Source organism: Prauserella oleivorans (assembly GCF_042685745.1).
Taxonomy (GTDB): Bacteria; Actinomycetota; Actinomycetes; order Mycobacteriales; family Pseudonocardiaceae; genus Prauserella_A; species Prauserella_A oleivorans.
The window spans coordinates 3,019,390-3,033,985 of sequence record NZ_JBHUNT010000001.1; the positions used below are offsets into that span (position 1 = coordinate 3,019,390).

Annotated in this window: 11 protein-coding genes; 3 read left to right on the forward strand and 8 right to left on the reverse strand. The window is 74.1% G+C overall.

Annotated elements, in window-relative coordinates:
* Window positions 1-68: 68 nt before the first annotated feature.
* Both ACFSZT_RS14750 and mycP read left to right on the forward strand, forming a co-directional pair.
* The gene (locus ACFSZT_RS14750; protein WP_377391944.1) at window positions 69-449 is read left to right on the forward strand and encodes a YbaB/EbfC family nucleoid-associated protein; all 381 of its coding nucleotides are present in this window, start codon (window positions 69-71) and stop codon (window positions 447-449) included.
* Between the two features lie 78 nt (window positions 450-527).
* Window positions 528-1,814, forward strand: a complete 1,287-nt coding sequence (gene mycP, locus ACFSZT_RS14755; RefSeq protein ID WP_377391941.1) for a type VII secretion-associated serine protease mycosin — start codon at window positions 528-530, stop codon at window positions 1,812-1,814.
* Between the two features lie 301 nt (window positions 1,815-2,115).
* Here the strand turns inward: mycP and eccB are convergent, their stop codons facing one another.
* On the reverse strand, window positions 2,116-3,519 hold the full coding sequence (gene eccB, locus ACFSZT_RS14760; RefSeq protein ID WP_377391938.1) for a type VII secretion protein EccB: 1,404 nt from the start codon (window positions 3,517-3,519) through the stop codon (window positions 2,116-2,118).
* Between the two features lie 4 nt (window positions 3,520-3,523).
* A complete protein-coding gene (gene eccD, locus ACFSZT_RS14765) occupies window positions 3,524-4,906 on the reverse strand; it encodes a type VII secretion integral membrane protein EccD (RefSeq protein WP_377391935.1) in 1,383 nt (460 codons plus the stop codon).
* Between the two features lie 293 nt (window positions 4,907-5,199).
* Between eccD and ACFSZT_RS14770 the strand changes: the two genes are divergently transcribed.
* Entirely contained in the window at window positions 5,200-6,420 is a 1,221-nt protein-coding gene (locus ACFSZT_RS14770; RefSeq protein WP_377391932.1) for a protein kinase domain-containing protein, read from the forward strand.
* Between the two features lies 1 nt (window position 6,421).
* Here ACFSZT_RS14770 and ACFSZT_RS14775 read toward each other — a convergent pair whose 3' ends face one another.
* The 6 genes from ACFSZT_RS14775 to ACFSZT_RS14800 form a co-directional block, all read right to left on the reverse strand.
* A complete protein-coding gene (locus ACFSZT_RS14775) occupies window positions 6,422-8,557 on the reverse strand; it encodes a DUF3488 and transglutaminase-like domain-containing protein (RefSeq protein WP_377391929.1) in 2,136 nt (711 codons plus the stop codon).
* Window positions 8,554-9,702, reverse strand: coding sequence for a DUF58 domain-containing protein (locus ACFSZT_RS14780; RefSeq protein WP_377391926.1), 1,149 nt, complete (start codon window positions 9,700-9,702; stop codon window positions 8,554-8,556). Before ACFSZT_RS14780 ends, ACFSZT_RS14775 begins: the two co-directional genes overlap by 4 nt.
* 5 nt (window positions 9,703-9,707) lie before the next feature.
* Entirely contained in the window at window positions 9,708-10,664 is a 957-nt protein-coding gene (locus ACFSZT_RS14785) for an AAA family ATPase (RefSeq protein ID WP_377391923.1), read from the reverse strand.
* Complete coding sequence (locus ACFSZT_RS14790) at window positions 10,661-12,574, reverse strand: fibronectin type III domain-containing protein (protein WP_377391920.1); 1,914 nt, start codon at window positions 12,572-12,574, stop codon at window positions 10,661-10,663. Before ACFSZT_RS14790 ends, ACFSZT_RS14785 begins: the two co-directional genes overlap by 4 nt.
* Window positions 12,575-12,654: 80 nt before the next feature.
* A complete protein-coding gene (locus tag ACFSZT_RS14795) occupies window positions 12,655-13,908 on the reverse strand; it encodes a sensor histidine kinase (RefSeq protein WP_377391917.1) in 1,254 nt (417 codons plus the stop codon).
* Window positions 13,905-14,591: a response regulator transcription factor gene (locus ACFSZT_RS14800; protein ID WP_377391914.1), complete on the reverse strand. Its 687-nt coding sequence runs from the start codon at window positions 14,589-14,591 to the stop codon at window positions 13,905-13,907. Before ACFSZT_RS14800 ends, ACFSZT_RS14795 begins: the two co-directional genes overlap by 4 nt.
* Between the last annotated feature and the right edge of the window lie 5 nt (window positions 14,592-14,596).

The window sequence follows — 14,596 nt, forward strand, 5'->3', positions numbered from 1 at the left end:
GCGGCGCGTCGATCGGCCGGCCCCGGCACACCCGCCCGGCGCCGATCGCACCAACACCAGGAGGTTGCATGACCCGGCCGATGATCGACGTGGCCGCCCGGCAGGCGAGCTACATCAAGCTGCGCGACGACCTGCTCGAGATCAGGACCAGGATCGCGAACATCGAGGCCACCGCCGAGTCGCCCGACGGCCTGATCAGTGCGACAGTGGTGGGCCGCGGGGAGATCAGCGAGTTGTACCTCGACCCGCGGATCTTCCGGAACCCGGATTCCAAGGCGCTAGCGGAATCCATTGTGGACACCATCGGCGACGCCGTGGCGCGGGCGCGGGAGGAGCTGCTGGAGATCACGCGCAGGTTCCTGCCACCCGGCGCGACCGTCGAGAACACCGATGTGCACAGCGACCCGTTCCTGCACCAGCTGGAGAAGAAGATCGAGGGAGCGTCGTGATGATGGCGGACTTCGACCTGGACCCGGACGCCGTGACGCAGAGCGTCGACCGGTTGCGCGCCGCGCCCGCGTAGCGTGATGCACGGGACGAGGCTGATGGCGGCCGCCGCGTTCGCGGTGGCCGCCATCGTGAACCCCGGGCAGGCTGCCGCGGCCCCACCGGCCGGCGCCTGCGGCCCCGTCGATCCGGCGAGTCCGGCCGTGACCGAGCTGCCGTGGGCACAGCGAACGCTGGACGCTGGTAGGGTGCGCGAGCACGGCACAGGCGCCGGGGTGGTGGTCGCCGTGATCGACTCGGGTGTCGACGCCGATCACCCACAACTGCGGGCGCCCGGCACGGTGCTGCGCGGCCAGGACTTCTTCCTCGTCGGCGACCTGCCGGGCAGCTTCGACTGCGTCTCGCACGGCACGGCCGTCGCGAGCATCATCGCGGCGCGGCCGGCCGACGGCGTCGGATTCGCCGGTCTGGCGCCGGACGCCACGATCCTGCCCGTCCGGGTCAGCGATCGGGACGTGGCCGCAGACGGTGACGGCCAGGCCATCGACCCGGAGGTACTCGCGCGGGGAATCTGGTACGCGGCCGACCAGGGCGCGGACGTCATCAACCTGTCCGTCGCGGGTGGACTCGATAACCGGTTCGTCCGCGACGCGATCCGGCACGCCCGCGCCGAGGACGTCGTCGTCGTGGCCGCCGTGGGCAACGCCCAACAGGGCACGGCACCGGGGCCGGTGACGTATCCCGCCGGCTACGACGGCGTGCTCGGGGCCGGCGCGGTCGACATGGCCGGCACCCGGCTGCCGAGTTCCCAGATCGGACCCCAGGTCGATCTGGTGGCGCCGGGCGGGGGAGTGCTGGCCGCGGCCCGCGCGGGCGGGCACCAGTACCGGGACGGCACCAGTTTCGCCGCGCCGTTCGTCTCCGCGACGGCGGCGCTCGTCCGCTCGGCCTACCCGGAGCTGTCCGCGGACGAGGTCGCCGCCCGGATTCTCGCCACGGCGACACCGGCGCCGGGTGGCCGGGACAGCGCCGCGTACGGCGCGGGCCTGGTGAACCCGTACCGCGCGCTCACCGACGGCCTGGTCGACGCTGCCCCCGCATCGGTGCCGAGGGTGGACCGTCCCGTGCCGGACGCCGCGCACCTGCGGCTGGCCGAGTGGTGGGAGGGCACCACGTCGGCCTCTCGCCTCGTGGCTGTCCTGACCGCTGCGGCTGCCGTGCTGGGCGTGGTGGCCGCCGTGGTCGTCGTGCGGGGACGCCGGGCGCACTGGCACCCCCGGCGCGCCGTGCTCCCGCCCGTCGAGCCACCCCGCGACGACCTCCCGGACGAGCTGTTCCTCGTGCCGCCTCCACCCGCCGAGCGCTGACCGGCCGGTCGGCGGGGAGGTGGGTCGCCGACGAATGCTCCCGGTGCGACGCGGGATTCGCACTCGAGCTGCTCCGCGCGGCGGACGGCCGGCATTCGCTCGCTCGGAGCTTCGTCGACGCACACCGTCGTAGCGCCGGAAACGGCTCGCCACACCAGCGGACGCGCCGCCCGACACGGCCACCGCGCCGACACCGGAAGCCGACACGGTGACGCGAATGGCATACACGGCGACGGGAGCGGCGGACACGGCTACCGGAATGGCGGACACGGCTACCGGAGCGGCGGACACGGGGCCACGGTCAGCCGCTCAGCGCCCGCTCCGGATCCAGGCCGGCGCCGAGCGGTACCCGCACGACCACACCCGCCGGCAACCGGACGGGCTCGACGTCGCCGTATCCGAGCATCGCCTGCACCGCCGGGCTCGCCAGCGGGAACGCCCGGCCTTGATCGGTGACCAGCACGAGCGTCCCGGCGTGCGCCTCGGCGCTCGGCATCACCTCGACCAGCGCGGCACGACCGGGTTCCACCTGGATCCGGTCGGCCATCGGCATTCCGAGTTCGGTCCGGCGGGTGGTCACTGCTCCGGCACCAGCGGGCAACACCGGATCGACGTGCACGGTCGGCGTGGCGGCGCCCGGCTCGTAGGTGGCGCAGACCGTCCCGCCCGCGGCGAAGCGCGGCCGCACCCGGGGCGCCGCCGCGGGACCGGGGGCCTCGGCGGGTGCCCGGCTCGCCTCCGCCGCCACGGCCGGGTCGAGCGGAATGCCGGCGACACGCCCGTCCGGATACGCCTGCCGGGTCTGCGGGTCGGCGCGCTGAATGTCGTACTGCAACGGCGAGAGGGGCCGGAGCCGGCCGGTGTCGGCGAGGTAGTGCTCGCGTCCCGCGGACGTGTCGACCACGAGCAGGTGCCCGGCCCGGATGTCCGGGCGTCCCGGCACCGCGGTCGACGGCGTTCCCACGCCCGGCACTCGGATCGGCGCGATCGGCTCACCCGCGGGCAGGATGTCCACGAGTGGCATTCCGGCGCGGGCTTGCGGTTCCGACCGCAGCGCGAGCCCGACGGCGACCGTGTCCGCCTGCCGGATGCGGTGCCGGTAGCCGCCCGAGATGAGGTACTGGTCGCCGCTCGCCGGCACCTCGACGAGCATCGCGGCCCCGCCGAGCGGCCGCCCGCCCCGCGCTCCCGTGCCGACCGACAACACCGACTCGTCCACAGTGGATCCGCTGGCGTCGGGGACGGGACGGGAGCACAGGCTCCAGCCACCGGTGAGCAACTGCTCGGGTGCGGGAATCTCGTCCGGTGCATCGGGGATGCCGATCAGGGGCCCGCGCGGCACACCGCTCAGCGACTCACTCGACACCGACACCGTCTCGGCGTGCCGGCCCAGGGCGAGCAGTGCCGAGGCGTAGTTCCGCACGGGATGCAGGACACCGTCCAGGTAGACGTACCGCGTGCCGGTCTCCTTCGCCACGATCACCGCGGGCCGGTCCCGCCACGCCGAGTTCCCGCCCGGGTCGATCAGCCCGTACACGCCCACCGCGACCAGCGCCACGATGCCGAGCACGATGCCGCCGATGGCCGCGCCACCGGGGCGGCGGAACGGCGGCTGTTCCGGGTCGGGGTCGCGTGTCACCAGAGCGGAGATGGCCCGCTGAGCCAGGAACTGGTGCGCCTGCAGCAGGTCGCGTGTGGACGCCACCGGGTCAGCCTCCGAGCCCGCGCGCGAGCCCGTACAGGCCGAGAACGGCACACAGGACCGGCACGCACGCCAGCACGATCGCGACCTCGAGCAGCTCGGCGGACCGGGCGAAGAACGGGCTGGGACGCCGCCGGCTGCAGGCCAGGCCGGCGAGTACGACCACACCGCCCACGCCGAGCAGCACCGGTGCGGTGACGAACACGAGATGTCCCGCGCCGGCCGTGACAGGCCCGGCCGCGAGCGCGCCCGCGCCGGTGATTCCCGCGCACAGCAACGGTGCCCGGTGCCGCAACGCCGGGTAGAGCCGTGCCCGCAGGCTGAATCCCGCCGACAGCACCGACAACAACACCACCACCGACGTGCTCGCCTCCCGCGCGACAAGCAGCAGGCACAGCACCGCGACCGCCGCCGCCCCGCCGATCATGCCCGTCAGCAGCTGGTCCGCGCGCAGCACAGCGGCGTAGACGGCGTGTCTCGGCGGTTGCGGGTCGTCGCGGACCAGGTCGGCGGTGCTGCGCGGGAGCACCGGCATCGGCACCCGGCCCAGCCGGATCGCGAGCGGGCCGAACAACGGCGAGCACAGCAGCACCGCCGTGGCCGCCACCGCCGCGCCGTCCACACCGTCCATGGTGGACGTGCCCGCCAGCCACGCCGCCGGTATGCCGAGCACCCCCGCGGTGGCGCCCGCGATGAACAGCTCGGCGCGATCCACCACGCCGAGGTAACCGGCCACCGAGGCGACCAGCAACACCGAGCACCCCGCCAGCACGTGCGCGGCTCCGAACCCCGCGGGAGGTGGGCCGCTGCCGAGAACCAGCCCGCCCCCGGCGAAGGCGAACGGCAGCGCGAGCGCGGCGACGACGGCACCCGCGCCCGCGTCGCCGGCGGTGCGCGCCAGCACGGTCCCCGCCGCGAGCAGCAGGCCCGTGAACCCCAGCGCGACCCACGCCGCCGCGGTCCACGGCGGACCCGCCCGCACCACGGCCAGCAGGGCCAGCGACCCGGCGAACACCCCCGCCAGCAGACCCGCGACCCGGGTGTGCGCCGGTCCCCACAGCCGGCCGGCGCGCCCGGCACCCTGGGCGATGGTGTCGGCCAGATCGTCGTATTCCAGCTCGGGCCAGTGCAGTCGCCGCGGCACCAGGTGCAGGATCTCGCCGTCGCGGATCCCGTACCCGCCGAGCGCCCGCCCGAGCTCGAGTGCCGTGCCGTCGGCGCGCCGCAGCAGCCACCCGCCCTCGGTGACCCCGTCGTCGGGCAGGTTCTCGCCCGCACGCCGCAGCAACCCGGGCAGGAGCTCGGCGACGGTCGCTCGCTCGGGCAGGGCGAGGTCGATCCGGCGGGCCGGTGCGTCGACGGTCACCCTGACGAGACCGGTGGTCGTCATCCGTGTGTCCCTTCGGCCCTGCGGGCGGCGGCAGCAAACGGCCGCCGCGCCCACGGTGGCGCTGTCCGTCCTTACGATGAGCGCGCCGGTGCGGCGGCGGAACCGGCACGGCAGCTACCGGACACGACGGGATGGCGCCAGAATGACCAGCGCGATGACGATGACTTCCGGAGACGACGAGCTGGTGCCCCTGGGCGAAGGCCCGGTCGCCACGGTGTACGCGGGTGTCGACGCGCAGGACACCACGGCGTTCGCGCTGAAGGTCTATCCCGGCTCGCTCGACCGGCGCACCCGTGCCGAACTCGAGACGGAACTGCGCCGACTCTCCGGGTTGCGCGCGCGCCCACGTGCTCGTCGCCGACCGCGTCGTGGACCTTCCCGACGGCCGGTGCGCGCTGCGGATGGAGTTGTGCGCCCAGTCGTTGCCGGAGCTCGTGGGGTCCTTCGGTCCGTTGTCCGTCGCGGACGCGCTCGCGCTGGGCCACGGGCTGGCGAGCGCGCTCGCCGCCGCTCACGGGGCCGGGCTCGTGCACGGCGGTGTCACTCCGGGCAACGTGCTGTTCCGGCCCGCCGGCGAGCCGGTGCTCGCCGACTTCGGGCTGGTGCCACGGCGTGCCTTCCCCGGTGACGTGACCGCGGGTGCCGGCTTCCTCGCTCCGGAGACCGTGCGGGACGGCACCCGGGACGAGCGGACGGATCTGTACGGCCTCGGCGCGGTGCTGTATTTCGCGCTGTCGGGTTCGTCGCCGCACCAGGGCAGACCTGGTGAGCAGGTCGACGAGCGGCTGCTGCGCACGCTGAGCGAGGAGGTGCCCGCGCTGGAGCGCCCGGACCTGCCCGGTGGACTCGCCCAGTTGGTCTCGGCGTTGCTGGCCAGGAACCCTGCCGCGCGTCCGCTCGACGCCGCGACGGTCGCCACCCGCCTCGGCGCCCTGATCGGGCCCGCGCAGACCGGGGCGGCGTTCGACGACTTCGCGGCGGCGGTCCCGGGCGCCGCACCACCCGCCCAGCCGTCGGCGGCGCCCGCGCCGCCGTTGCCGCGCGGTGAGCTCCTCGTCCAGTACGGGCCGGGCGAGGCGAGCCGGAAGCGGCCACGTACGGGCGTCGTCGTCGGCGCGCTCGGCGTGCTCGCGGTGCTGGCCGTCGTGGTGGTGGCGCTGCTGCTGACCAGGCCTCCGCAGCTCGATGTGCCCGAGGTGCCACAGGCAGCGGTGGGGTCCCTGGCGCCGCCGCCCACCACGGCGCCGCCGGTGCGCCTCGAATTCGACGACCCCGTGGACCGGGGAGAGTACGTCGAGCTGTCGTGGCGCAGCAGCGAGCCACTCGACTTCGCGATCATCGTCGCCGCCGAAGGCCGGCGCGAGCACGACACGATCTTCGTGCAGCGCAACACCGAGTACCGGCTGAAGATCGACCCCACGCTGGCGTACTGCTTCCGGATCCAGGGCGCCTCGAGCGCGGGGTTCTACGAGAGCCAGGCCAAGCCGCTGCGCGGCGCCACGTGCACGGGCTGAGTCAGCGCGGCGCACGCAGGGGAACGGGGTTCAGCGCGGCGCGGATCCGCGCGCGCAGGCCCCGCCGGGCAAGGCCCTGGCGCACCGACCTGACCGCGGCCCACGCCTGCCTGCCGGTGTCCGGACCGGGGGCAGCGCCGGACCACAGTGTGTGGTCGACGGTCGCGCCGAGCGCGCGCAGGCCCTCCAGCACCCTGCTGTCGGCGCCGGCGGATCCGGCGGCCGCGGCCAGATCCCGCACGGTCATGCCGGTGGACACGGGAACGCCATAGGCACGCAGCCGGTCCCGCGCCTCCTCCCACGCGCCGATCACCGCGCCCGCACCCGGTCTACGCCGGCGCCGCCGGGCGCGTAACGCCGTCACGAGCGGCACCCCAGCCACCCACACGAGCGCCCCGCCGACCGGCACGGCGAGCAGCACCAGGAACGGGAACGACCAGTCACCGCCGGAGCCGCTGCTCGCCGCGACCGGCTCCGGGGCGACCGGCGCGTCGCGCAGCTGATCGGGCGGGGGCAGGGTGGCCCGGACCTCCTCGGTGGCCGCGGCGAGGCCGCGGGCGGGGCCCGAGCCCGCCGCGGTGGCCGTGCCGCTCGGGTCGAGCGGCACCCAGCCCACGCCCTCGACGGCCACCTCCGGCCAGGCCAGGACATGTTCGTTGCGGACGGTGTAGCGCTCGCCCGGCCGCCGGTCGGCAGGTGCGCGGAAGCCGACGACCAGCCGCGCGGGGATGCCCTTGATCCGCGCCAGTGCGACGTACGCCGCCGCGAACTGCTCGCTGGTGCCGCGTTTGCTTTCCAGCAGGAACTCGCTCAGCTGCGGCCACGAATGCCCGGTGGGCAGGTTCTGCCCGGTCGCGACGCGGTACTCGCGGCGGAGGAACTCCGCCAGGGCCACCGCGGTCCGGAACGTCGGCCGGGCGGGAACGGCCCGCTCGGCCAGTTCGGCGACGCCGGGCGGCACGGGTCCGACGCCGCCCACCTCGTCGGCGACGGACCGGTCGATGGCCGCGTTCGCAAGGCGGTCGCCGCCGACCTGCGGTTCCCACCAGCGCAGCGTGTAGGCCACCGCTGCCTCCCGCCGGGGGACGAGCAGTGAGCCCTGGCGTTCCTCGACGAGCGGCCGGACCCCGTCCACCGAGGCGGGCAGGGGCTGGCTCGGCAGCCACGGACCGTCGAGCGTGGCCGCGCTGATCGCGGCCGTTCTGCGCTCGACGTCCACGGTGATCTCCGGGCCGGGCCTCAGCTCGGAGCCGAGCGTGCGATACCGGTCACCCGGGGTCCAGTTGACGCCGTCGAACTCGTTGAGCACCACCACCGGCCACCGGTCCACCCCGGCGTCACCGTCCACTGTGAACACGGGGAGGTCCGGATGGGACAGGCGGTCGGCGATCTGGTCGAGCGGGTTGGTCAGGGTGCTGTCCGCCAGCGGGGCGAACCGGTCGTCCCGCAGCGTGAACCGCGGCTCGCCGCCGGGCAGCAGCACGCCGCCGACGACGGCTCCCACCACGGCGAGTGCCATCGCCGGTGCGCTGAGCAGCGCGGTCGTGAACGGTCGCCGTTCGCCCGGCCCGTTGTCCGCCCTGCTCGTGACCAGGAGCGCCCCGGCGGCTGCCGCGTAGGCCACCGCTGTCGGCACCGTCGCGATGCCCGTGGTCGCACTGTAGAACTGGCTGAGCACCACGACCGCGGCGCTCGGGGCCAATGCAGGCAAGGTTCCCCAGCGGTGCAGGAGTTCCACCCCGAGCACACCGGCCATCAGTGTCAGCAACGGCACGAAGACCGTCAGCGCGGGCTCCGGCTGGACCGGCCAGGTCGAGTGCAGGACCAGCCGCCACGACTCCGTCGCGCCCGTGACGAGCGCGCGCACGGTCTCTGCGGTGGGCACCCCCGCGGCCGTCGTGGCCGGCAAGGCCGTCTCGACGATCGCGACGAGGCCCGCGAGCAACGCGAACAGGGGACGCCACGGGGCCATGGCCTCACGGCGCCCGGCGAGCACCACGACGGCGACAACCGCCGCCGCGGTGGCGAGCAGCGGCGCGAGCATCGGCGCGACACCGAACACGGGTGCGAACAACAGGCCTGCGACCACCGCGGCCAGGACCACGCAGGCCGCGGGCAGGGGCCGGGCCGCTGTCATCCGGCCACCTCGTTCCACCGTCGCACGGCGTGTTCGGCAGTGTCGGCGACGAGGACCCGGGCACCCGCCACCGGAGCGACCCCGCGTCCGGCCGGGCCGAGCGCGAACACGACGATGGCCGAGTAGCGGCGCTTCAGCCAGGCCAGTGACGTCACCTCCGTGCCCGCCGACGTGACGACGACCAGGCAGCCACCGAACCCGCGGGTGGCGGAGAGCGCTCCGGGGACGATCGCGTCGCCGTCCTCGCCGGGGCTGCTCTGCCGCACGACGCAGAGCTCGTCGAGCAGGGTGCGCGCGGCCTGGTTGCCGCCGGCAGTGGGCACGTCGAGCCCGGAGGACGTGACGAGCCGGGTGTGCCTGCCCGCCCGCGCCGACGCGCCGAGCAACGAGGCCGCGAGATCGACGGCTTCCTCGAAGATGTGCGGATCCCACGACCCCGCTCGCGTGTCCAGGAGCACGGTGAACCGCGGCTGCTGCGGGTCGGTCAGGTCCCGCACCATCAGCGTTCCCGTGCGGGCGGTGGCCTTCCAGTGCAGGTGCCGAACCTCGTCACCCGGCATGTACTCGCGCACGTCCCGCAGGTCGGCCGAGCCGCGGAGGGGGTCGTCGGTGGCGGCGCCCTCGTGGTGGTGCCGCGGATGAGCGCCGGCTAATGCCCGCGCCGGGAACTGCCGGGGATGCACCCGCAGCGTGGCGGTGTCGCCGGTGGGCAGCCGGTTGGTGACGAGTCCGAACAGGTCGGTCCGGTGCAGCAGCAGCGGTCCCACGGTCAGCAGGCCGCGTGTGGTGGTGGCGAGCTCGTAGTGGTAAGTCGCCTCGGCTCGCGGGGGCAATGCGCGGATCCGCACTGTCCGTGCCGTATCGCCGGTCCCGTCGGTGGCGAGCAACGCCGGGTGCCTGTCGCCCGCCGGGTTGCGCACCCGCAGCCGCGCCAGCGCCGGCTTGCCGCGTTCGACGCGGTCGGGGTACACCGAGCGCGTCACCACCACCCGCACCCGCCGCGCCGTCACGGCCACAGCGGCGACGACGGCGGTCAGCGGGATCACGCCCAACGCCCGCAACAGCGGGTAACCCGCCCACTGTCCGAACGCGACCAGGAGTACGGACACCACGAGCACCGCGACCCCGCGCCGGGTGGGACGCACGGCGTCTACCCGGCGGCCACGTCGATCGCCGGGACGGGCGTCGCGGCCAGCACCTCGGCGACGATCTCCTGCGGCTGCCGCTGGTTCAGCTCGGCCTCGGCGGTCAGGATCAGCCGATGCGCCAGGACCGGCTCCGCGACGTCCTTGATGTCGTCCGGGGTGACGAAGCCACGCCCCGCCATCGCGGCGAGTGCCTGCGCGGTGCGGACCAGCGCGATGCTGCCGCGCGGGCTGGCCCCGAACCGCACGGCCGCGTGGTCGCGCGTCGCCGCGGTCACTCGCGCGGCGTACTCGACCACGGCGCGGTCGATGTGGGAACGCCGGACGTCCTCGATGGCCGCGCGCAGGGTCTCGATGTCGACCACGGCAGGCAGATCGTCGGCGGTGACCCCGGCGCAGTCGCTCATGATGACCAGCACCTCCGACGCGACGTCCGGGTAGCCCACCGACAGTCGCATCAGGAACCGGTCGAGCTGCGCCTCGGGCAGCCGGTAGGTGCCCTCCATCTCGATCGGGTTCTGCGTGGCGACCACGAGGAACGGCCGGGGCACCTCGTGGGTGACGCCGTCCACGGTCACCCGCCGTTCGGACATCACCTCGAGCAACGCCGACTGCGTCTTCGGGGTACCGCGGTTCACCTCGTCGGCCACCACGATGTTGGCGAACACACTGCCACGGTGGAAGGTGAACTCCTCGTCCTTCTGGTGGTACACCGTGACGCCGGTGATGTCGCCCGGCAGCAGGTCGGGGGTGAACTGGATGCGGCTCCACTCGCCCCCGATGCTGCGGGCGAGGCAGCGCGCGAGCGTCGTCTTGCCCAGCCCCGGCACGTCCTCGATCAGCAGGTGTCCCTCGGCGAGCAGCGCGGCGACGGCCAGCCGCACGAGCTCCGGCTTGCCGCGGATCACCTGCTGCACGTTGTCGGCGATCGACCGCGCGACCTCGCCCGCTCGCGTGCTCATGAGGCAGGCCAGGTGTAGCGGTTGGACTCGTACCGTTCGCCGTTCGGCCCCTCGACGACCACCCAGACCTGCTCTCCCACCTGTCCGAAGTGGAAGGCCTGGAAGTCGTAGTTGCCGTTCTCGTCGGTGGTGTAGGTGCCACCCTCGTTCTCATAGGTCCCGGTGGAGTACGGCGTCACGCGGTATTCGGTCTCCTGGTCGAAGCCGGTCATGGTGATGAGCATCTTGGCACAGTCCGGCGCCTCGCAGGTCTCGTTGAACGACTCGGTGTCGCCCCTGGTGACCGTGACGACCGGGCCCGGGGTCATCACCTGCGTGCTCGCCGCCGGTCCTCGGCCCGCGCGGTTCTCGGCGACGACGGTGACGGTGTGGCCGGTACCGCGTTCGAGTCCGGAAAGGACGGCCGAGCGCGCGGTGCCGGGCACGGTGAGCCCGCCCGCTCCCGTGGCCGGTTGCCACGACACGTGGTACGCGGTCACCGGTGCGCCGTTGGGAGCGGCGGCGCCCCAGGTGACCCGCACGGTGCCGTCCGGTTGCGGAGTCGCCGTGACGCCGCCGGCGATGCCGGGTGGGCTCGCCGGCACCGGCGGGGGCGGCGGTGGCTCGGGAGGAGGTGGAGCCGGGACGCTCGCCGGCGACGGATCGGGCCGCGGGCCGGGCAGCGGCAGGCGTTGCGGTTGTCCCTGGCTCTGCCCGGGCGCCGGCTGTGGGGGCGGCTCGGCCAGCACACGCCGGTCCCGGCCCGCCGGCGGAGACGGCGGCGGCGGCGCGTCCGGTGCCCGCTCGGGCGGCGGCGCCTGCGGCTCACCCTCGCCGCGCGGCCGCTCCTCACCGACGAGGGGAACCTGGCTCACGGCACCGCCCTCGTCGACGACCATGACGTGCCCGCCCTTGTCGCCGTCGACGTAGACGCGGGCGTCATCACCGCGGCTCAGCCTCGGTTCGCCGGTCTCCGGGGGAACGGGCGTGACGCCTCGCGGCCTGCCGTCGCTGCCGTAGGTGCGGACGGTGTTGCCCGCGACGTCGAGCAGAACCACCGAATCGCCGCTCGGTTCCGGGTTCGCGTACTCGCCCTCGGGCACCTGGACCGTCACGGGAGCGGCGGCCGGGCCTGTGCCGCTGACGCCCGCGCCGTCGACCAGGTGGAGGCGGCTCGTGGCGGGATCGAGGATAGGGATGCGCCCGCCGGAGTCCGCGGCGGCGACCTTGGCGACCGCGGGCACGTCGACGCCGAGGTCCACCGGGGTGCCGAGGCCGTCGCCGGCCACCGCGCGCACGGTGTCCTGCGTGGTGTCGACGAAGGCAGGCCGGTCACCGACGACGGTGAGGGCGCCACTGTGGCCCTGTGGTGTCACGGCCGGACACGACACCTGATCCGAGCCACGCGGCAGCATGCACAGCACCCCCGACGCGGACCGGTGCACCCACAGGGTGCCGTCGGGTGTGACGACCGGGTTGCCGAGCCCGCGTCCCGCGCGGATGGTCGCCGGCTGCTCACCGAGCCGGACCACGGTTCCCGCCTCGCGGTAGACGAGGTAAGGCCCGCCGGGCGCTTCGATGCCGACCGGCCGTTCCCCGGTCGGAGGTGTGATGGTGCGTTCCACCCGCAGCGTGGACTTGCCGAACTGCCTGATCCGCGCCTGGCCCACCACGTAGGCGCTGGTGTCCCCCTGGTACACCCGGCTTCCCGGGTCGATCGCCATGGGCGCCCGCGTGTCCACGTTCTTGGCCGCGCCGTTGACGTGGAAGACGACGTCCAGGCCAGGGTTGGCGACCCAGTGGCCGGACTGCGCGAAATCCAGTCCGCGCACGGGCTGGCCGGCACCGGACACCGCGATCACCACGGTCACGCCGCATGCGGCCACGAGCAGTGCCACCGGCAGCCGATGCCACAGCTTGCTCCCCGTCACACGGGGGAGCATAGGACACACCGGTACATCGCGGGTCCAGACCAGAACGACGAAAACCCGGACAGCGCAGCGCAGGCGGTCTACGGGACGGGCGGGAAGGCCAGTTCGAAGATGGCGCCACCGTGCTCGGCGTTGTAGACGCGTAGGAATCCGCCGTGCGCCTGCGCCGTCCAGCGCACGATCGACAGGCCCAGACCGCTGGAGCCGGAGCCGCTGGTGAACCGGTCGAAGGACTCCTCGGCGACCGCCGCGTCGATACCGGGACCGTGGTCGGCCACCGTCACGCGCCCACCCGCGACGGTGATGTGCACGATCGCGGGCGAACCCGGCTGGCGGCCGTACCGGATGGCGTTGTCGAGCAGGTTGCCGACGGCCCGTTGCACGAGTCCGGGATCGGCGTTCACCTTCGTGGGCGCGGTGGTGACGGTGACCTGCGCGCCGTCGGTGGGCGTCTCCTCGACGACGCTCGTCACGAGCTGGTCGAGCCAGATGGGTTGCACGGCCAGCACCTCGACCCCGGCGGCGAGCCGGGCCCGCACGAGCAGGTCGTCGATGATGGAGCCCATCCGCGCCGCCAGCCGCACGGTGCGGGGCAGCAGATCGGGGCGGTCCGTGGGGTTGCGCCACGCTGTCTCGGCCAGTGCCCGCAGCGCGGCGACCGGGGTGCGGAGGTCGTGTGCGGTCTCGGCGAGCAGGACCTCCTGTTGTTCCAGGGCGGCGACGGCGGGCCGGATCGCGCGCCCGGACAGCAGGTGACCGGCCACGGCGAGCGCGCCCACCAGCAGCACGCAGCCACCGATCACCGTCCACAGGACACGCTCGTGCCGGGCCAGTTCGGCCGCCGGGTCGCTCGCGGCGACGATCGCGCCCGCGTACTGGCCGGCCGAACTGAGGAACGGCTGGGCGACCACCCGCACCAGCCCGTCACCGGTGCTGGGCACGTAGCCTTCGACGAACTTCCCGCTGTCGGCCGCCTGCCGGGCGAGCCCGTACAGGACTCCTCGGTCGACCTGGGCGCAGTCGCGCCGGCTGAAATGCGGTTCGAACTCACCCGCGCCCGCGGGCAGCACGGCGAACTCGGGGCAGCTCGTGTCGATCTGGTCCTGGCCGACGAACGCGGTGACCACGGTGCCGTCGCCATTGGACTGCACCAGGCGCAACACGGCGGCCGTCACGCGTTTGAGCTCGGCGTCCAGCCGGAGTTCACCCTGCTCGCGATCCTGGGCCACGAACAGCCACGCCAGCACGAGCAGGCCGGCGGCGTTGAGCGCGGTGAACAGCACGGTGAGCAGCCAGCGCAGCCGCCGCAGCCGGCCGGCGGCCGAGGACCTCACGAGCCGCTCCGCGCGCCGCCGAGCCGGTAGCCCACGCCGCGCACCGTGTGGATCAGCTCGGGTCCCCGCAGTTTCGCCCGCAGCCTGCGCACCACTACGTCGACCACGTTGGACATCGGGTCGGTGCGGGTGTCCCAGCAGTGCTCGATCAGTTCGGCGCGGCTGACGGCCTGATCCGGCCGGGTCATCAGGTACTCCAGCACGGCGAACTCCTTGTCGCTCACGGTGAGCAGGACGCCCGCCCGGCGTACCTGCCTGCGCGCGCTGTCCAGTTCGAGATCGCCGTAGCGCAGCACCGGTGGTCGTCGTTCACCCGATCGACGGCACAGCGCGAACACCCGCGCGGTCAGCTCGGCGACCGCGAACGGCTTCACCAGATAGTCGTCGCCGCCGTGCTCGAACCCGGCGACCCGGTCGGCGACGGTGTCGCGGGCGGTGAGGAACAGCACGGGCACCGCCCAGCCCTGCTGCCGGCGCCCGCGCACGTAGGTCGCCGCGTCGCCGTCGGGGAGCATGCGGTCGAACACCACGCAGTCGTGGCCGCCGTCGGCGAGCACGGTGTCGGCCGTCGCCAGATCGGCGGCCTCGTCGATCCGGAAGCCGTGTGCGCCGAGCTCGGCGGTCACCGCCACGCGCAGGTCCTCGTTGTCCTCGACCACCAGCACCCGTGCTGTCGCTGTCATCGGAA